The sequence below is a fragment of the Frankia sp. AgB1.9 genome (assembly GCF_016786355.1).
GTDB lineage: Bacteria > Actinomycetota > Actinomycetes > Frankiales > Frankiaceae > Pseudofrankia.
Map to the genome: position 1 here is coordinate 1 of NZ_JADWYX010000158.1, position 18,214 is coordinate 18,214.

Annotated in this window: 14 protein-coding genes and 4 pseudogenes; 9 read left to right on the forward strand and 9 right to left on the reverse strand. The window is 68.5% G+C overall.

Going from position 1 to position 18,214, the window contains the following annotated elements:
* Positions 1 to 521: 521 nt before the first annotated feature.
* The 5 genes and pseudogenes from I6A60_RS36990 to I6A60_RS43810 all read right to left on the reverse strand — a co-directional run bounded on the left by I6A60_RS36990 (position 522) and on the right by I6A60_RS43810 (position 4,995).
* Entirely contained in the window at positions 522 to 1,655 is a 1,134-nt protein-coding gene (locus I6A60_RS36990; protein ID WP_203024728.1) for an RNA polymerase sigma factor, read from the reverse strand.
* Complete coding sequence (locus tag I6A60_RS36995) at positions 1,633 to 2,853, reverse strand: malic enzyme-like protein (protein ID WP_203024727.1); 1,221 nt, start codon at positions 2,851 to 2,853, stop codon at positions 1,633 to 1,635. The genes I6A60_RS36990 and I6A60_RS36995 overlap by 23 nt, the downstream gene beginning before the upstream one ends.
* Before the next feature lie 160 nt (positions 2,854 to 3,013).
* Positions 3,014 to 3,355 carry a helix-turn-helix transcriptional regulator gene (locus tag I6A60_RS37000; RefSeq protein WP_203024726.1) on the reverse strand — a complete coding sequence of 114 codons (342 nt, stop codon included), beginning with the start codon at positions 3,353 to 3,355 and terminating at the stop codon, positions 3,014 to 3,016.
* Positions 3,238 to 4,135, reverse strand: a pseudogene (locus I6A60_RS44320) (ATP-dependent RecD-like DNA helicase). The gene I6A60_RS37000 and the pseudogene I6A60_RS44320 overlap by 118 nt, the downstream one beginning before the upstream one ends.
* Positions 4,136 to 4,533: 398 nt before the next feature.
* Positions 4,534 to 4,995 (reverse strand): SAM-dependent methyltransferase, encoded by a 462-nt coding sequence (locus tag I6A60_RS43810; protein ID WP_307874059.1) that lies wholly within the window; start codon positions 4,993 to 4,995, stop codon positions 4,534 to 4,536.
* Positions 4,996 to 5,007: 12 nt separating this feature from the next.
* On the opposite strand from I6A60_RS43810, the gene I6A60_RS42390 reads away from it, so the two are divergent.
* Positions 5,008 to 5,724 (forward strand): hypothetical protein, encoded by a 717-nt coding sequence (locus tag I6A60_RS42390; RefSeq protein ID WP_238437027.1) that lies wholly within the window; start codon positions 5,008 to 5,010, stop codon positions 5,722 to 5,724.
* 29 nt (positions 5,725 to 5,753) lie between these two features.
* A pseudogene (locus I6A60_RS42395) lies at positions 5,754 to 6,892 on the forward strand (Tn3 family transposase).
* 118 nt (positions 6,893 to 7,010) lie between these two features.
* Here I6A60_RS42395 and I6A60_RS37025 read toward each other — a convergent pair.
* The 3 genes from I6A60_RS37025 to I6A60_RS37035 form a co-directional block, all read right to left on the reverse strand.
* On the reverse strand, positions 7,011 to 7,193 hold the full coding sequence (locus I6A60_RS37025) for an LPXTG cell wall anchor domain-containing protein (protein ID WP_203042511.1): 183 nt from the start codon (positions 7,191 to 7,193) through the stop codon (positions 7,011 to 7,013).
* A 236-nt stretch (positions 7,194 to 7,429) separates the two neighbouring features.
* Positions 7,430 to 7,783: a hypothetical protein gene (locus I6A60_RS37030; RefSeq protein ID WP_203024722.1), complete on the reverse strand. Its 354-nt coding sequence runs from the start codon at positions 7,781 to 7,783 to the stop codon at positions 7,430 to 7,432.
* 52 nt (positions 7,784 to 7,835) lie between these two features.
* A complete protein-coding gene (locus I6A60_RS37035) occupies positions 7,836 to 8,186 on the reverse strand; it encodes a hypothetical protein (protein ID WP_203024721.1) in 351 nt (116 codons plus the stop codon).
* A gap of 605 nt (positions 8,187 to 8,791) precedes the next feature.
* Between I6A60_RS37035 and I6A60_RS37040 the strand changes: the two genes are divergently transcribed.
* The 4 genes and pseudogenes from I6A60_RS37040 to I6A60_RS37055 all read left to right on the forward strand — a co-directional run.
* Positions 8,792 to 10,690, forward strand: a complete 1,899-nt coding sequence (locus I6A60_RS37040) for a hypothetical protein (RefSeq protein ID WP_203024720.1) — start codon at positions 8,792 to 8,794, stop codon at positions 10,688 to 10,690.
* Positions 10,691 to 10,788: 98 nt separating this feature from the next.
* Positions 10,789 to 11,116: pseudogene (locus I6A60_RS37045) on the forward strand (roadblock/LC7 domain-containing protein).
* A gap of 608 nt (positions 11,117 to 11,724) precedes the next feature.
* Entirely contained in the window at positions 11,725 to 12,543 is an 819-nt protein-coding gene (locus I6A60_RS37050; RefSeq protein WP_203024734.1) for an SAM-dependent methyltransferase, read from the forward strand.
* 421 nt (positions 12,544 to 12,964) lie between these two features.
* Positions 12,965 to 13,285, forward strand: a pseudogene (locus I6A60_RS37055) (hypothetical protein); the annotation flags it as partial.
* Between the two features lie 676 nt (positions 13,286 to 13,961).
* Here I6A60_RS37055 and I6A60_RS37060 read toward each other — a convergent pair.
* On the reverse strand, positions 13,962 to 14,639 hold the full coding sequence (locus tag I6A60_RS37060) for a TetR/AcrR family transcriptional regulator (protein ID WP_203024719.1): 678 nt from the start codon (positions 14,637 to 14,639) through the stop codon (positions 13,962 to 13,964).
* A gap of 117 nt (positions 14,640 to 14,756) precedes the next feature.
* Here I6A60_RS37060 and I6A60_RS37065 point away from each other — a divergent pair, with 117 nt between their 5' ends.
* The 3 genes from I6A60_RS37065 to I6A60_RS37075 all read left to right on the forward strand — a co-directional run.
* Complete coding sequence (locus tag I6A60_RS37065) at positions 14,757 to 15,692, forward strand: NAD-dependent epimerase/dehydratase family protein (protein WP_307874061.1); 936 nt, start codon at positions 14,757 to 14,759, stop codon at positions 15,690 to 15,692.
* 717 nt (positions 15,693 to 16,409) lie between these two features.
* Positions 16,410 to 16,829 carry an SAM-dependent methyltransferase gene (locus I6A60_RS42400; protein ID WP_238437029.1) on the forward strand — a complete coding sequence of 140 codons (420 nt, stop codon included), beginning with the start codon at positions 16,410 to 16,412 and terminating at the stop codon, positions 16,827 to 16,829.
* Positions 16,830 to 17,350: 521 nt separating this feature from the next.
* Positions 17,351 to 18,214, forward strand: an 864-nt coding sequence (locus I6A60_RS37075; RefSeq protein WP_307874062.1) for a reverse transcriptase domain-containing protein, incomplete at its 3' end; no start/stop codon positions are given.

Below are 18,214 nucleotides of genomic sequence, written 5' to 3' on the forward strand. Positions count from 1 at the left end.
ATACTTCACCAGCCTCGGAACCCGCCTTCCCGACGCCCTGTGGATCGAACTCGCCACACTCGCCGACCGGCTGCGCTGACCATTACCCCCGCACCTCGACACCCAGCCCCAGGCACCCTCACGTGCTCTCTGCCCCCGGAAGGTGGGGCCAGAGGAAACGCTCATAGCCAGTCCGGAGGCTCTCGACGTGAAAAGACCACGCCTTTCTAGGCTGGAACGCCGCCTACGCATATTCGCATCACCGCGCTGTCCAGCAAGAACGCTTTCGGCGACTTGTCGCGGCCCCTCAAGTACCGGTCGTGTCGAGTGCGCTCTATTTGTGGACTACTTACGGTCCGCCTCTGGGCGGTCTACGGCAGCCGCGTCGACGTAACGGTCCGGCCGCTCGGCACCAAGATGCATCCTCAGCCCGCCTTGATCCACTGCGGGCGAGTGATATTTGAGCTACCGGGTCGGCCCGCGTCCGCGAGCTTTCACTCGGCTCGCGCATCGCTAAATTTTCTTCAGACCATTCGCGAGGTTCACTGGTCCACGTAATCTCGAAGTCTGTGCGAGCGTGACGGGTGGCACAGCTTCGACAAGGTCCTCGACTCGACCTGTCGGATCCGCTCGCCGCTCACCCCGAACTCGCGGCCGACCTCCTCCAGCGTCCTGGGAGTGCCATCAGCCAGGCCAAACCTCAGTTCGATGAGTTTCTTGTCACGGTCGGACAAGGTGCACAGAATCGAGCCGATCTGTTCGCGTAGCAGGACAGAACTAGCCACGTCGAACGGCACCACAGCGTCTGCGTCCTCGATGAAATCCCCGAGGAGGGCATCGCTATCCGCACCGACCAGCGTGTCCAGCGAGACTGGCCGCTGGGAGACCTCCAGGATCTCCCGGACCTTTTCCGGCGAGAGGTCCGCCTCTTCAGCGATCTCTTCCGGCGACGGCTCCCGACCCAAGTCCTCCATCAGCTGCAGTCGTACCCGCGTCGTCTTGTTCATCATTTCGACCATGTGGACCGGGATGCGGATCGTGCGTGCCTGGTCGGCGAGCGCCCTGCCGACGCCTTGGCGGATCCACCAGATGGCGTAGGTGGAGAACTTGTAGCCCTTGGTGTAGTCGAACTTCTCTACGGCCCGGATCAGACTCAGGTTGCCCTCCTGGATCAGGTCCAGAAGAAGCATGCCCCGGCCGCGGTAACGTTTCGCGACCGAGACAACGAGCCGCAGGTTCGCCTCCACCAACGCCCGTTTGGCCACCTCGCCGTCCCGCTCGACGGCCTCGAGGTCACGGCGCCGCTGCGGGGAGATAGTCCGCCCCGACGCGGCGAGCTTCTCCGCGGCGAACAGACCTGCCTCGATCCGCTTGGCCAGATCGACCTCCTCCTCCGCGCTGAGCAGCCGGACCTTGCCGATCGCCTTGAAGTACATCCGAAGGGAATCGGAGCCGACCGCGTGGAGCGCCTGCACGTCCTCGTCGCGTCGACGGCTGAGCACATCCGCGTCCTGTTGGTCGGAGTCCTCCCCGCCCACCCGATTCCCGCCAGCATCGTCGAAAACCTCGACGTCCTTCTCGGGACGCCCGGGCAGAACCTGGCGAAACGGCTCTCGCGCGCTCCGATCAGGCAGCCCGCCCGTCGGCGGCGCGCTAGCAGCCGGCGGCGAGGACATGGGTCGCAGCCGCTGCGACAGCGGGAGTCAGGCGCGGGTGGTCGAGGGAAGGCAGCAGTGCGCCAGAGGGCGTCGCGGCCACGAGGGCGTGCACGGCGGCGACACGAGCCTCGAGCGTGATCGGCCGGCGGGTGTTGACAGCCGCGCGCAACAGACCGGGCAACGCGTGCAGCTCACGGGGCCCTGAAGTGGCGGCGGCCAGCGGAGGAGGAGTTTCCGGGCGGGCACGCAGTACGAAGACGCCGTCGGGCGGCGCCGCCAGTCCGATCAGGTCGACAATCAGATCCAGGTCGGCGGCGATCCGGTGCAGCGGTCGGATGCCGTACTCGATCGGGTCGTAGAGCGTGAGGTCACCGACACCGGCCGCGATCAACAGACCGGCCAGGTCTCCGCCCCGGGCCGGATCCACAACGGCCACACGGGCCCGGCCCGAGTCGACGCCGCGCGCCCGCAGGTAGTTGAGGACCGCGGCAGTGGCGGCCACAGCGAAGCCGTCGTTGACCGCGTCAAGCAGCAGGAGGGAGCCAGACGCGAGCCCGGCGCGGGCGGCCTGGACGCGGCGTAGGTGAGTGTGGACCAGGACAAGGGCGGCGAACCCGGGGGCAAGCATGCCGATCGCGGTGGCCAGGTCGGCCGGCTCACGGGCGGCGACCGGCAGCGGGACGACGTCGAAGCCGGTGGCCAGGTGAAGGTGCAGTGCCTGGGACTCGACCGCCGGCAGCGCGGCCTCGGGCGCGAGCGGCTCGAAGTCCAGCACCGCGCTGGCGTCAGTCAGCAGCGCCACCCTGCGGGAACGGCCCGTGAACCGGTCGACGTGGCGCGGGTGGCCTGCCAGGTGGCCGATGACACGTCGGTCGGCGTCCGCGTCGGACAACGCCAGGTCGTGGCCGGTCGTAGCCGCCATGCAGGCCCGCTGGACGAGCTTGCCAGTGGACGCGGCGACGAAGGCAAGGTCCTCGGTCCGCAACAGGTTCATGCCCAGTCGCTGGCGCAGGGCACCGACGAGCCAGCGCAACGTGGGCCCGCCGTCGGCATCCAACGTGATGGAGCGATTGCCTGTTGAATCTGATGTGTTGGCGCGAACCACGACTGTGCCAGGCGCGTCGGAGACGACCGCCGCGACTAGCGCCGCCGCCCGTCCACGGACGAAGATCCGGATGCTGAAGGCCGGATTCACCCCGGCCGGGACCGAGGTCATCCCGTCGACACCCGGACGACCGGCTCGAACTGCTCCGGCCTCGATGGGCACACCCCGTTCGTTGCGGCCGCCCTGCTTAGTGCCGCCTGGTTGGCTCCGCCGGGCGCGCGATCTGCGGCCGGCCTGTGCCTCACCGGCCCGTTCGATCGCTCTGCCCCATTCACCGCGAACTCATCTCGGCCTCGCGGAGCTCCTCGAGCAGCCCAGCCTGCCCAGTGAGCATCTCCGTGAGAATGCGCCGCGCGGCCCGCATCAACTCGGCCACGTCGACACCAGCCAGCGCGTATACGACGGTCGAACCGTCGCGGGTCGCGGTCACGATCCCCGACCGGCGCAACACCGCGAGCTGCTGCGACAGATTCGACGGCTCGACCTCGATCGTCATCAACAGCTCCCGCACCGGCATGGGCCCGGCCTGCAACAGCTCCAGCACCCGGACCCGCACCGGATGACCCAACATCCGGAACAGCTCCGCCTTCGCCTGGTACAGCGGAACCTGCACCACCACCCGCCTCCTCCCAGACCCATCGCACACAACGGGCAAAGGCTCGACACTCCACCTACGAGAACCACCATGTCAGCAATTGAAGAAATCATCAACTCCATCGTCGACCGGCTGATCGGGTACCCGCGCAGCCGATCAGCCTGCCGACATCTCATCCGTCCTGCCCGGGGTGGTTGGCGGGGGCCGTGGCCGTCGTCGTAGGCCCACCGGCATCCGGCCCTCGTCCGTCGGGGCCCGCGGCCAGGCAAGGATGCTGGCTCGTGCCGCCTTGTCGAGCTGCACCGGTTCGCAACCACATCGACGGTCATGGCGGTCGCGTCCTCGTCCTGCTCGCAGGCGAACAGGAAGAAGTCCAGCAGGCCCTTCACATGCGGGAACTGGCCGGCGTTGATCCGATGGGCATTGGTGACGACCCCGGACTGGGTGACCTGGGGGAACACCCGGGACAGCCGCACATGCGGCACCGCGGTGTCCTCGGCGAGCAGGTCACGTAAGACCTGGCCGACGCCGACGGAGGGGAGCTGGTCGACGTCACCGACCTGCAACAGATGCGCGCCGGGAGACGGCGCGGGCAAGCTTGTTCGCCAACAGCAGGTCGAACATCGAGGCCTCGTCGACGACAACCAGGTCGGCGTCCAAGGGGCGGTCGCGGTCGTAGGCGGCGTCCCCGCCGCGGCGTAGCTCCAACAGCCGGTGCACGGTCGCCGCCGGATGGCCGGTCTGCTCGGTGAGCCGTTTCGCGCTCCGACCCGTCGGCGCCGCGAGCAGCACCGCCACCTTCTCTCCGTCGCCATCTCCACGATCCGACCGGACCGTGAAACTCTTCCTTCCCGCGCCCCGGCCCGCCAGTCAGCACCGCGACCCTGGAGGGCAGCGCGAGACGCACCGCCTCCCGCTGCGCCGCAGCCGGCTCCACGTCGGTCCGGCCTTGTCGCCAGAGCCATGCCGAGTCCCAGTCCCCGGCGGCGAACAGGGCCCGCCGGTCGACGTCGGCGTGCAGCAGGCATCGCAGTTCGCCGGCCAACGAGACCTCGGCCCGGCCGCCAGCTTGACGCCGCCGCTCCGCTACGCTCACGACGACGGCGCCTGGTCCTCGAAGGGGGCAGGATCGAGTGCCTCGCCTGGGCCGGGGACGCGACCAGCCGCGCGAGCCCCCGGTGGGGGACGAGCCCGTCCTACGGTTTGCGGGCTACTCCGGCGTACGCGAGCCGGCCGCCTGCTTCCGCGCCCGGCTGGGCCGCGGTGCCGGAGTCCGGGCGCCACAGGTGCAGCGGGGTCAGGCCCGGGTCGACGAGGTCAAGGCCGGCGAAGAACGGCGCGAGCCGGAGCGCCGGTACCCGATCCTGCTCACGCTGCTGGCGCAGTCGGCCGTCGACGTGCTCGACGAGACGCTGCTGCTGTTCGACCAGGCGATTAGCGGTCGGGAGGCGGCGGCGAAGCAGAAGGTCGCCGAGGCCCTGGCCGAGCGGGCCAAAGGCGCCGAGAACCGGCAGGCCCTGCTGGACGACATCCTGACCATCGTGCTCGACAGCGCGATCGGCGACGAGCAGATCGGCACCATGCTGCGCACCACCATCGGCATGGACTGGATGCGCGCCGCATGGGCCGAACGCCGCGAGCGGCTCCCCCGCGACCACGGCCAGCTCAGCATGCTCGACGCCTCAATGTTCTATCTGCGCCAGTTCGCCCGGTCCGTGCTCGCAGCGGTGCAGTTCGCCGGCGGACCGGGCACAGAACAGCTGCTGCAGGCGGTGAGCATACTGGCCGGGCTGCACGCCACCGGCGCCCGCAAGGTCCCGGCGAGCGCCCCGGTCGGGTTCGTGCCGGCGAAGTGGGCCGGCCACCTGGTCGCCGCGGAGCAGGCCGGCGACGTCACCGCGTACCGCCGGTATTGGGAGCTGGCCGTGCTGGTCGGCCTACGCGACGGGCTGCGCTCGGGCGACGTCTCTGTGCCCGGCTCGCGCCGGTACGCCGATCCAGCGTCGTTCCTGCTCACCCCGCAGGCGTGGGCGCCGCAGAAGGTGGAGTTCTGCCACCTGGTCGGCAAGCCGGTCGAGGCCGCCGCCGCGCTCGCGGCGGCCGACGACGAGCTGCACACCGCCCTGGCCGACCTGGAGACCCAGCTGGCCAAGGGCAACCCGGGCGAGGTCCGGCTCACCGAAGACGGCGAGCTGATCATCCCGCCGCTGACCGCCGAGGACGTGCCCGCCGAGGCCGATGCGCTGCGTGCCGAGTTGGCCGCGATGCTGCCGCGGGTGCCGATCGCGTCGGTGCTGGTGGAGGTCGACGCGCGGACCGGGTTCACCGAACACCTGATGTACGCCGGCGGGAAGTCGCCCGGCCGGCCGAGCTCAAGCGCAACCTGATGTACGTGATCATCGCGGAGGCCACGAACATGGGCCTGTCGGCGATGGCCGAGTCCTGCGGCGTGCCGTACGACGTGCTCGCCTGGACCGCCGAGTGGTATTTCCGGCCCGAGACCCTGGAGGCGGCCAACGCCGCGGTGGTCGACTACCACCACCGGCTCCCGCTGACCCGGGCGTTCGGCTCCGGCACCCTGTCGAGCTCCGACGGGCAGCGGTTCCCGGTCAAGGGCAAGTCCATCACCGCCCGGCACCTGTCCCGGTACTTCGCCCGAGGCCAAGGAGTCTCCACCTACACCCACGTCTCCGACCAGCACTCGACCTTCCACACGAAGGTCATCGTCGCGACCGCGCCCGAGTCGCACTACGTGCTCGACGGGCTGCTGGGCAACGAGACCGACCTGCCGGTCTTCGAGCACGCCACCGACACCCACGGCGCGACCCTGGCGAACTTCGCCCTGTTCGACCTGGTCGGTAAAGCAGCTGTCACCGCGGATCCGGGACCTCGGGAAGATCACCCTGTACCGGACCGGACCCCGCGCTGACTCCTCGACCGATAGCCGCGTACCGGGCCGGCGTTGACCCGGCGGCTCAACCTGGACCTGATCACGGACATGTGGGACGACCTTCTGCGGGTCGCCGCATCCGTGCAGGGCGGACACGCCACCGCGGCGCCGGTGGTCGGGAAGCTGTGCTCCTCGAAACTCCAGCAGAATGCGCTGACCAGCGCGATCAAGGAGTACCGGGCGCTACGGCGCACCGTCTACGCGGCCCGGGACCTGGCCGACGAGACGTACCGGCGGCGCATCGCCCGGCAGCTAAACAAGGGCGAGAACCTGCACGCACTGCGCCGTTCCCTCGCGTACGCCGGCGAGGGCGCTCTCCGGCGCCGGCACCACGAGCAGCAGACTGAGCAGATGGGTGCCTCACCCTCGCGACCAACGCGATCGTCTGCTGGTCCACTGAGTACCACGGCCTCGGCGTGGCAGCCCTGCGCCGGACCGGCCGCGACGTCGATGACGAGGTCCTGGCGCACATCTGGCCGACCCGCCATGAGAACGTGGACTTCTATGGCACCCACTCCGTCGACATCGACGGCGAGCTCGCCCAGCTCGGCCCCGACGGCTGCCGGCCGCTGCGACTTGCCGAGGCCGCCGCGGTGAGCCTCTGAGGTGCGTTCTGGATGAGATCTCCCGGCCGAGCGGTCAGCGCCGGGCGAGGGCTGCGGCCGGTCGGTGACGGCGCGCTCTCGACCGGCGGCGGGGAACGGGGCTGGCCGGGCGTTCGGTTCAGCAGCCGCAGGTCCCACCGCCGCACGCGCTGGTCGAGCCGCCCGCGGCGGCTACTCGTTGGGCATTGCGGCGCCGGTGCAGCCACCACGCTCCCAGCGCGGTCACGGCCAGTCCGGCGGCGACGGCAAGCAGGGTCTGCTCCATCAGGGGGCCGACCGGAATACGGGGTGGACCTGCCATAGATGGTGAATCCGCTGGTCCACCGCAGACTCAGAATACCGGTGCCGGGGCAGCGCCGTATACGAAGACCCGGCACCCAGAGGGTCATCGCCGCTGGTCAGCCGGGAGCGAAGCAACATCGCAACGACCGCCATTGCCGGCTCCCGGCGTATTCCGATCGGCCCCGAACAAGTTTTGATCTTGGCCAACGAGACTTTTCCGGGAGTATAATCCCCAAGCCCCGAGTCCAAAGGTCGCTAGACCAGCCGCAGGTAGATGTATGCGTCGGTACCCGCCCGCCAAGGGAACAGGAACTCGTCGATGTCACCGTCCGGGCATGCCTTGGAGCTGTAGTCCTTGCCCGAATAGTTGTTGTAGGAGGCGTAGACCTGGGCGCACTTACCGTCCGCGTTGGTGTCTTCCACCCAGCCCTCGACCTGGACCCGGCCGCCGCTGGTGCACTCGTGTACCTCGGCTTTGCCGCCGTGGATGCTGATGTACTGCGTGGGGCGGCAGCTAGTCGCTGCCGACGCGGCGGTGGGCACGAGGGCGACAAGCCCGGCCGTGGCGACGCAGGTGGCGGCCACCGTGCTGGCGAGAATGCGTTTCATGGTGAGGACATCTCCTGTTTGTCGTGTCGCGGATGGGGGCGCGGCCTGCGGGTCAGTACACCCGGAGGTAGATGAACGCGTCGCTGCCAGCCCGCCACGGGAACACGAAGGAGTCGATGTCCCCCTTCGGGCAGGCGCCCGAGCTGTAGTCCCGGCCCGAGTACCTGTTGTACGTGGCGTAGACCTGGGCACATTTGCCGTCCGCGAGGGTGTCCCTCACCCAGCCTCGGACCTGTACTTGAGTGGGGGTGGTGCACTCCTGGACCTCGGCTTCGCCGCCGCGAATGGAGATCGACTCCGCGGTGCGGCAGTTCCCCGCCGCCATCGCGGAGGTCGGCACGAGGGCGAGAAGCCCGATCGTCGCGACGCTGCTGGCCAGTGTGCCGGCGATTGCGCGTTTCACGATGTGTGTCTCCTGTGTGTCTTCGGGCACCAGCGTGCTACCCGAATCGGATGAGTCGGCCGTGCTGGTCCGGTGCTACCGGATGGCCGGTTCGAGTTTCGACACGCTCGTCGACCCTGGTCGACAGGCATCTGTCCCCAGAACCGAAGCATCTGTCGGTCGGGGACAGATACCGGAAGCAGCTGTCGGTCGGGGACAGATCGCCGACCGGGAGGCGCCCCCGGGACGGCCCGGGCTTCCTGTTGTTGGGTGGCCGGGCGGTGCCGTAGGCGTGGGGTGTCGAGCGTGTCGACGAGCTGGGCGCAGGTGAACCGGCCGGATGGCGGCGATCCCGTGCAGCTCGGCCAGCACCTCCCGCCGAGCGTCCTCGTCGTCGGTATGGCGGCTGCGCAGCGGTCAGCGGGATCCCGCTGGAGCCGCTCGCGGGGCGACGGGCGGCGCAGCAGCTCGTCCGGGAACGCGGCGATCCGGGCGGCCAGGGCGTCGACGTCGACCACCGGCTCCCGGCCGGTCCGGTTTGTCCCGGTTTTGAGTGGCGGCGAGTTCGTATCCGATGGGCATAATCGGCGTCGGTCGGTGATGTGTCCGAGAGGAAAGGGTTCGGCGTGCAGGAACCGTTGGCGCCGTGGTGGGTCACGGCACGTGACTCGGCGCAGCTGCTGGCGTCTGATCTCAACGCTACCGTCGCCCACGCCGCCCGGGTCGGGATCTACACCCCGCCGCCCGGGTCACCTCCGCCGCGACGCCCCCGGAAGCCGGGCTCCCTGCGTCACATGGCGGAGGTGATCCGCAGCCATCGGCTGGCACCGGGCATCTCGGTGGACAAGGACGACGTGGCTGCGGTCCTCTCCGGGGATCTGCGACGGATCGCCGATCCGGTTCTTGTGGTCGCCGTGGCCCGGGCCGGCCACGTCATCGCCGCCATGCCGTTCGAGGACGCCGACGCCCACCGCCTGGTGGCCGCCAGCACGCGTGTGTCGGTGCTCTGCGACGAGGCCGAGCTGGCCGATCGGCGGGCGCCGCGGGCTGTGCCCGCGCCGCGCGAGGACAAGCCGGCCGTGGAACCCGTGGTCGAGGACAAGCCGGCCTTGGAACCGGTGGTCATCGACGCCTACTTCACCACGCGCCGGACCCGAGCGGGACTCCGGCCCGGCCGGGCCCGGCCGTGGATCGCCGGTGCGGTTGTGGTCGCCGCCCTCCTCGCTCTCGGCGGCGAGGCAGGGGTGGGAGGCGAGAAGGGCGGTGAAGCGGACCAGCCGCCACCCGCGGCGGCACCTGCCACCGCAACGGTGACGCCCCTCGAACACGGGTACGCGAACGACGACCACCTCGACGCCCGGCCGTTGCAGGACGCCCTCGACCACGGTTTCACCGGTGTCGAGGCCGACGTCTTCCTGCACGACGGCCGCCTGGCGATCTGTCGTCACTTCGACGGCGACCGCTGCACCACCGTGCAGTCCTTCGAGCCGACCTACCTGCAGGCGCTCGACGCCCGGGTGAAGGCCGGCGGGGGCCGGGTCTATCCGGGATACAACCAGCCGTTCCTGCTCTTCGTCGAGATCACGTGCGCGGAGGTGGTGCCGGGTGCCTGCCGGCTGCCCGCGGACCGGGCCGCGGCGTCCGCCGATCGCAACAATCCGCTGGTGGTCGCCCGCGCGGTCATGGACGCGCTCGTCCCGTACCGGAGCATGCTGTATCACGTCGAAGCGGGAGCACGGCGGTGGGCCCCGGTGCAGGTGATCCTCACCGGAGCCCACAACGACGACCAGCTGCCGGCCGGGGACGGCTACGAGTCGGTGCGCGGACTGCTCGGACAGCAGCCCAACACGTACGCGTTCCTCGACGGACGCCTCGACACTGACCGGGACCAGTACAACGCGGACCTGGTCCCGGTGATCAGTCTCCAGGACCCGGCCCTCGGCGCCGACTGCGCGCGTACGGGCGAACAGACGATCCAGGCGTCGCACTGGGACGACATCATCAAGGCCCAGAGCACCGGGCACCACATCCGACTGTCGAACCCGAGGGGCTGTCCCGACCACAACGACGCCTGGGCCGACGCGCTGTACGCCGGCGTCGACCTCCTCGGTACCGACCAGCCGTCCCCGCTGCGGAGCTGGCTGACCATGAATGCCCTCGGCGGCGGCGGTGGCCATTGCACCGTCCCGTCCTGGATCGCCGCGGATCGCCTCTACGGCCAGTTCTGCACGCTGCGGACCGGGAACGTGCCGGTAATGGGCCAGCCCGACGCCACCTCGGAACAGGTCGGGACCCTACGCGAGAGCGGCGGACACTGGTTCCTGGGCCAGCAGCCAGGCGAGTCGCACACCGCCGACTCGCACACCAACTTCTGGTGGGCCTACACACGGGCCGACAACGGCCGGTGGGGCTGGATCTCGCTGGTCTATCTCGCCGACGCCGGCCCCGACCAGTCCGCCGACGGCCTGCAATACGGCTGCTACGACATCCGTCCCAGCGAGCCCGCCAGCTGTCACGCGCTCTGACCGCAGCGCACCGGTGCCCGCCTACCTCGACACAGACCCACCGTTCTAGGACGCGTATCTGATTGTGATCATGGGGTGGTTCGGGTGAGCTCACGGCGCTGCGTGAGCGGGTAGCGGGAGCGACGGACAGTGCGGTGGCGTCGGTGGATGGCCTTCTGGTCACGCACGACGCCAGCGACGTGCGACCCAAAGTCCTCGCCGCGATGGCCGCGGTCGCGCTCGGCCTCGGCAAGAGCACCGGTACCGAGGTCGGAATGGGCGAGCCGCGCGAAGTCATCACTCGCTGCGGAGGGGGGCCACATCGTCGTCTACGCGGTCCGCGACACCCACCTGCTCGTCGCGCTCGGCGACGAAGGCCTCAACCGCCTCCCCCTCCACACCCGCCCGGCCGTCCTACGACTCGGCGGACTCCTCACCACCGGGTGATGACCACCCCATCACTACACAGAGAAGGCCCGACGCCGAGGCCTCCAGCGCCCAGGAACCCGGCCAGACCGGCACGCCCCACGCTCCCGCTGCACGGTCGCCAGACCACCCGCTCGTAGCGCCCGCGGGTGCATCGCCGAGCCGGCGAAGATCGGGAACATCACCTCGACGTCGGATAGCACAGCCGCCCCCACGTCTTCCCATCGCGGTGGGCTACGTCGAAGGCGACGGCCGAACAGTGACGCGGGTCGGCGGACGAACGAAGCGCAGGCCCGTCTGCCGCGAACGCCAACGCACGCGTGTGTGAACGCAGGTTGCGACCGATCCACATTCGGTGACCATCTTGTTGACATCTCCTATGGCGGCCCGAAGCGACCGGGTGTCGACTAGTAGCTGTCCACCCGCAGTGCCTGAAGCAGGGCCGGAGCAACCTGACCACCGTCACCAGCGCGACCTCCTCGGTCTCTCCAAGGGGCGCGCTGATAGAAAAGATCGGGAACGACCAGGTTGCGGGGGCGCCGTGTCTTGAGGCTGCCCGCGCAAGGAGAGGCGGCACCATGACCCGGCCCGAAAGCGCAGACACGCCGACGGACGCCCCTGGGCCGACGATGGAGGGGAGGTCTGTCTTCCCACCAAGGGCTATCCCTGTCGACCTGCGGACCGATGTTGCTCACACCGCGCGGATGTACGACTACTTTCTGGGTGGCAAGACCAACTATCCGGCCGACCGGGAAGCAGCCGAGGAGATCCTCACGATCTACCCGAACGCCCCGGCGACCTCACGAGCGAACCGGGCGTTCATGACCCGCGCCGCACGTCACCTCGCCGCCGACCGAGGGGTCCGGCAGTTCCTCGACATCGGCACCGGGATTCCGACTCCGCCCAACCTTCACGAGGTCGTCCAAGCTGTCACACCCGAGTCCCGAGTCGTCTACGTCGACAACGACCCGATCGTCCTGGCCCATGCCAGGGCCCTTCTGACCAGCGCCCCGACGGGCCGGACCGCCTACATCGACGCCGATCTCCACGATCCCACCACGATCCTGAGCGCCGACGTCCTCCAGGCCACGCTGAGTCTGACCAAGCCCGTCGCCTTGTCACTCATCGCGGTCCTGCACTTCGTCCCCGACGACGTCGAGGCCGCTGAGATCGTGCGGTCCCTGATGGAACCCCTGCCCGCGGGCAGCTACCTGACCATCACCCACATCGCCCACGACCTCGACCCCACCCTCGATGCTGTCGCGGCGGCCTACCGCCAACACGGCATCCCGATGGTCGCCCGCGACCACCACCAGATGACCGCCCTGTTCACCGGATACGACCTCCTCGAACCCGGGATCGTTGCGCTCGACCGCTGGCAGCCGGACGCGCCATCGCCGTCGGACGTGGTCATCGGCGGCTACGGCGGCGTCGCCCGCAAGCCCTGATGCGCCATGAGGCGCTTTGCTATATCCCCGGCTCAGTCGGGAGGAACTCGAAGGGAGGTTCCTGGGCCTGATGCCTTACCTGGATCCGAAAGGTGAAGGGGGCAATAGCATGGCAGAAAACCAGCGGTCGCGTCCAGGCGAAGGAGCGAGGTGCTGTGGGGCCCGCGCGATATGGCGAAAGCTTGACTGCCTGAACCCCAATCTCCAGAAGATGTAATGCGCCATCCACCGGAAAACGCCTGTAACCGGTGCCACCCTATGTCGTGGTGTTAGGGTCCACGGCATACCTTTCGGGGTGGGAGCGATGCCCAGTGAGGGCATTCAAGGAGATGAGTGGGGCGCCTAAGTCGTGCTCGGACGTATAGCAAGGACGAACATGGGATCACCTAAGGGGCGCGAGTCCTAGCTAGGCCGCGTCCCTGACGATCCGGCCATCAACCGGCTGGTTGGCCGTCTCAGCGCGACCAGTCCAGAGTTCGCGCACTGGTGGAGCCGCCACGACATCGCCACCCTGTGTGGCTCAGCGCGACGGCTGCTCCACCCCCGGCGCGGTGAAATGCGGTTGTTCTGCGAGCAACTGACCGTACCCCCGGCAAACCAGCGCCTCGTCACCTTCCTGGCCACCGACCCCGCGAGCCAGACCCGTCTCGACCAGCTCAGCGGCACCAGGCTGACCAACGCGGACCCCATGACGGACGCCGAGCAGGAGCCCGAAACCCGCCCGCTGCGCCTGGTCCGCTAACCAGGCGGCTCCCTCACAGCTCGCGACGCCTACAGCGCGCGACGAGCCCGGTCACGCCTTGGAAGCTGCGGCAGTTTCGGAACGCCCGAGCAACCGACTACAGCCGCACGCGTCAACGGCGCGGGAAAGTCGCGGGATTGGCGCCAGCAGATCCGCAGCGTCGCCCGCGCGACAACGCGGGAGTCCTCCCGAACCGGTCGCCGCACCGTGAGGCACCCTGATCGCCGGGGGCCCGGCGTGTCGGGCCGGAAACACCGATCTTGAAAACGGGCCCAGGCTGCCTGGATGGCTACTGGTTGATCAGTCCATTGCGGTTTGGTCGACCTACCCTGGGCTGCCCGTCCTGCACTCAGATGCTGCCAAGGCCATGGAGTCTTACTCGACAGCTGACCGAGCTCGGCGTGTAGCTGAGGCAGCGGAGCTCCGGTAGGAGGGGGTCCGCTGAGACAGGCCTCGTTCCCGGAAGCTCCGCTGTCTGCCGAGTCTGTCATCAGGGGTGGGGACTGGCAGCCACGGCGGCAGCCAGGCCACGGAACAACTCCGAGGGATGTGGGGCGGTCCGCGTTGGTGACGTTCCACGGCAAGACCGTGACGTCGTAGCTGCCGGCGGCGTGGGTGCGCGGAGTGGTCGGCGCACCTCACGCCGGACCTGTGCGCCGCAGGGTATCGGTGGGCATCATTTTTCCGGTGTGTCGAGCTGGGACTCGTCCTTGGGCGGGTGGGGGTGTCGCAGGGCGTGGGTCATCTGGTCGACGAGGAGTGCCTCTGCGTCGACCGACCCTGGGGCGAGGTGGCTGTTGATCTCGAGTGAGACGAGGCCGTGCAGGGTGCCGAACAGGCCCAGGAGGCGGTACTGGTCGTCGGTGGGCAGCGTGGCGAACTGCGCCAGCCGATCGCCGCGTCCCTCCGCCTCGCCGACCGCCAGCAGGAACGGCCGATAGACCGTCTGTTCGGCGGTCACGGTGGGCCCGGCCGGCGGTGCCGCGAAGCCGGGTAGCTGGTCGGTCCAGATCAGGTTGAACCGCCGGGGGTTGGCGAGGGCCCAGGCCCGGTACGCCCGGACGCAGGCGAGGAACCGGTCGAGGGACTCGGCGCCCGCGCTGTCGTCAAAGGCCTGGCGAACGGCGTCGGCGAGACTTAGAAAGCTCTCCGTGATCAGTGCGGTGAACAGCTCGTCGAGGCTGGCGAAGTAGGTGTAGAGCGAGGCCGGGTTCATACCGACCTCACGGGCGACGCCCCGCCACGACACGTTGCCTGGACCGCCGTCGTCAAGCTGGCGGCGGGCGGCGGCGAGGATCTCCGCGACGAGCTCCCGACGCTGGCGGTCTCGTCGGGACTCCGCGGACGGGTGCATGCCGTCGAGGCTATCGGAACAGTGTTGATCATTTGAACACCCTTGACCGACCAAACGGTGTTTACTTATGATCTCCATACAGTGTTTGAATCTCGAATGTTGATTGGAGAACGTGACGTGACAGATCTTCTCGATACGCCCGTCGTCCTGGGCGCGGGTCCCGTCGGCCGTTCGGTCGCGGCCGCGCTGGTGGCCCGCGGGATCCGCCCGCATGTCGTCAGCAGGTCGGGAACCACGGTCGACGGGACCCACCCCCGCCGGGTCGATCTGGCGGACGCCGACGCCACCCGTGCCGCGTTCGGCCGTGCCACCGTGGTGTTCCAGTGCGCCCAGCCGCCCTACCACCGGTGGGGGAAGGACTTCCCTGACATCCAGCGATCCGTCCTCCAGGCCTGCGAGGCGAGCGACGCGGTGCTCGTGGCGATCGAGAACCTCTACGGGTATGGGCCGGTGTCCGTGCCCATGACCGAGGACCTCCCGATGATGCCAACCACCCGCAAGGGCGCGGTGCGCGCCGCCATGTGGGCGGAGTTGCTCGACGCGCACCTGTCCGGCCGGGTACGCGCCGCGGCCGTCCGAGCGAGCGACTTCTTCGGTGCCGGCGTGCGGGACTCGGCATACGGCGAACGATTCTTCGGCCCACTCGTGTCCGGCGGGAAAGCCCAGGTCCTGGGGTCGCCGCAGGCTCGGCACGCGGTCACCTACGTGCCCGACCTCGCCGATGCGGCGCTACGCATCGCCGAGGATCCCTCAGCCTGGGGGCGAGCCTGGCACGCGCCGACCGCTCCAGCGATCACTCAGCGCGCCCTCGTCGAGGCCGCCGCCCGCGCCGCCGGCGTGATGCCCGCCTTCGTCGCGGTGAAGCCATGGCAGCTGCGCCTCGTCGGTGTCGTCAACCCCGGCGCCCGAGAAACGGTGGAGATGCTCCATGAGTTCGATCACGACTTCGTCGTCGACTCGTCGGCCTTCGAGACCCACTTCAGCCGGCCACCGACGCCCCTCGACCGCGCGCTCGCCGAAACAGTCGCCTCGTACCGCGGGACGCAGACCTGACATCAGGACCAGCCCGGCGGTCCCATGATCCCTGTCGGCGTTCATCTCAAGTGTCCCGGCGCATCGCCGCGGCCAGCGCCTCTTGGGTTCTTCTCGGCTAGCTGCCCGAAGGTTGCGTGTCAATGATCTGTCATTTCCTTCGGCCTCGCGTCAGGGCGGGAGTAGGTGTCGAGCACCTGTCTGGGCGCGACGTCGGGCCGGGTGAGGCGTGCGGAGCGCTCTGCGGGGTGGGGCAGGCTGCATCGCCGGTTGGGAAATCGCACGAAGGCAGACCTGCCGGGTGTCGGTCTTCTAAGCGTGATACCGCAGCAGGGTCAGGCCGAGCTCATTGGCGCAGGCGATCTGGTCGCCCGCGACAACCAGCAGCCCATACCGAAACCGGTGAGACCAGACCGGAAAGCGCCCACACCGAAAGCGGTGAGCCCAGCGCCAAGGGACCCCTCGCCGGGAACCGGCGCGGGGACTTCGGGTCCGGGCCACGCGTCAGCTCGTCCACGCGCGCGTTCTGGTCAAAGATCGCTTGCTAGACGCTGACCAGCTGGTTCTTCTCACTCGGCTTTCCTTGGCGAGCCGCCCGGGACGCCCGGATGCGCCGAGACCGCAAGAAGTCGAACTGCGCCGCCCGCTGGTCGGCCGTGCCCGCGATGGCTGACCGTTCTCGCCGAAGCCGCCTGAACCAGCCGACAGAAAAGAACACAAAAAAGGAGGCGGCGTCCGATGGGAACCCTGATTCTCGACGTGTGCAACCCGGGGGTGGTACCGATCGTTCTCGTCCACGCGCGTGCGTTGCTGTCCGGGACTCCGGCGGGACGGACTGCCTATCTGGACGCCGACCTGCGGGACCCGGACGCGCGAGCATGCGGCAACTGCAGGATGACGCGTAGGTGTCGCAACTCCGGTTTATACCCAGAGACCGGTGCTTGGCGGTATCGCGATGTGCGCAGGCCGGATCCCGTGAATGTTCATTCTGCGACGGTGGTGTCGCTTGAGCCGGTGGTGTGTGATCGGTGCAGATACAGGCGTTCGCGGGGGAGTTCGGGGTGTGGTATCGGTCGTCGACCAGTGACGATGGTTGCAGGAGGATGGCAATTGTGCGACAGAGCGTGTGCCACGAACACCGAGAGGGGCTTGATGTAGATAGGGCTTTCTTGAGGTGGTGCTGCGCGAGAGATGAAGGTAGGCCCTTCGGAGCCGCCCTGCGGGGGGAGGCTTCAAACCGCCACCTGCTGCGTTGACTGAAGACCGTCGTGGTGAGCGAGGTGGAAAAGGCGTCCTAGAGGCGTCAGGTGGGGACCAGGAAGACGGTGCGCAGTCCCGGTGACGGGATCGCCGTGGACGTGCCGTTATGTAGATGGTGGCATCAAAACCGGGGTTTTGCTCTGAGTCCCGGGATGAGCCTGGCGGATACCCGTTTACTGGCCAGGTGGTGCCCGGCATGGAGGCGACGTGATCCTGGTCTGCTGCTCTCGCGCGGAACGTGGGAAGGCGTGTCCTGATACTCCTTGCCTTGTTATTGGCGGGGGAGAGGGAGCCTGCCAAGCAGGATGAATCTGTGAGGTAGTGAGTACCGATGCGGGACGCGCCGGCGGACCGGCTCGTAGTAGCGGTGAAGCTCCTGCTGGGCGCGGTGGGGGTGGAGCGAAGGGGCCGGGTTGTCCGTGGCCTTGTTGTGGGGTCAACCGGGAGACCGGGAGGAGCTCGATGGACAGGATGAAGCCATCAGGGAAACCGTTCGAAATCTCGAAGTGGGAGGTGTGGGAAGCCTGGAGGCAGGTGAGGGAGAACCAGGTGCCGCAGGGGTGGATGGCTGCACGGTAGCCGACTTCGAAACCGACCTGAAGAACAATCTGTACAAGGTCTGGAATCGGATGTCCTCGGGTAGTTATTTCCCGCCTCCGGTGATGGCGGTGGAGATCCCGAAGTCGCACGGTGAGGGGACGAGGGTACTCGGGGTGCCCACGGTGGCGGACAGGGTGGCCCAGACGGTGGTGGCTCGGCGGCTCGGGGCAAAGGTCGAACCGATCTTCCATCCGGACTCGTACGGCTACCGGCCCGGACGGTCAGCGCTGGACGCGGTCGCGGCCTGCCGGGATCGATGCTGGCGTTACGCCTGGGTGATTGACCTTGATGTTCAGGCGTTCTTCGACAGCGTCGACCACGATCTTCTGCTCCGTGCGGTGGAAAGACACGCTGACGCGCCTTGGGTGATGCTCTATGTCCGGCGGTGGCTCGTCGCTCCGCTGGTGCTTCCTGACGGGTCTGTGCAGGCCCGGAGCCGGGGAACTCCGCAAGGCAATACCGCTAATTTAAGCGGCTCGGATGATGTTGATATCTGGCGGGTTCGGGTATGTCATGCAGGTGTCCGTCCGTCGCTTGGCACGGTAGGCGTGGACGTGTATGCGTTTCACGGCTCGGGGGTTTCGGCGGTGTCGTCGTGGTTCGTTTGGCCGGTCACGTATCTCTTGGATCGTCTCGATGAGTGCCTCGGCCAGGTGTTGAGGGGGAAAAACCCGCCTGCCGGG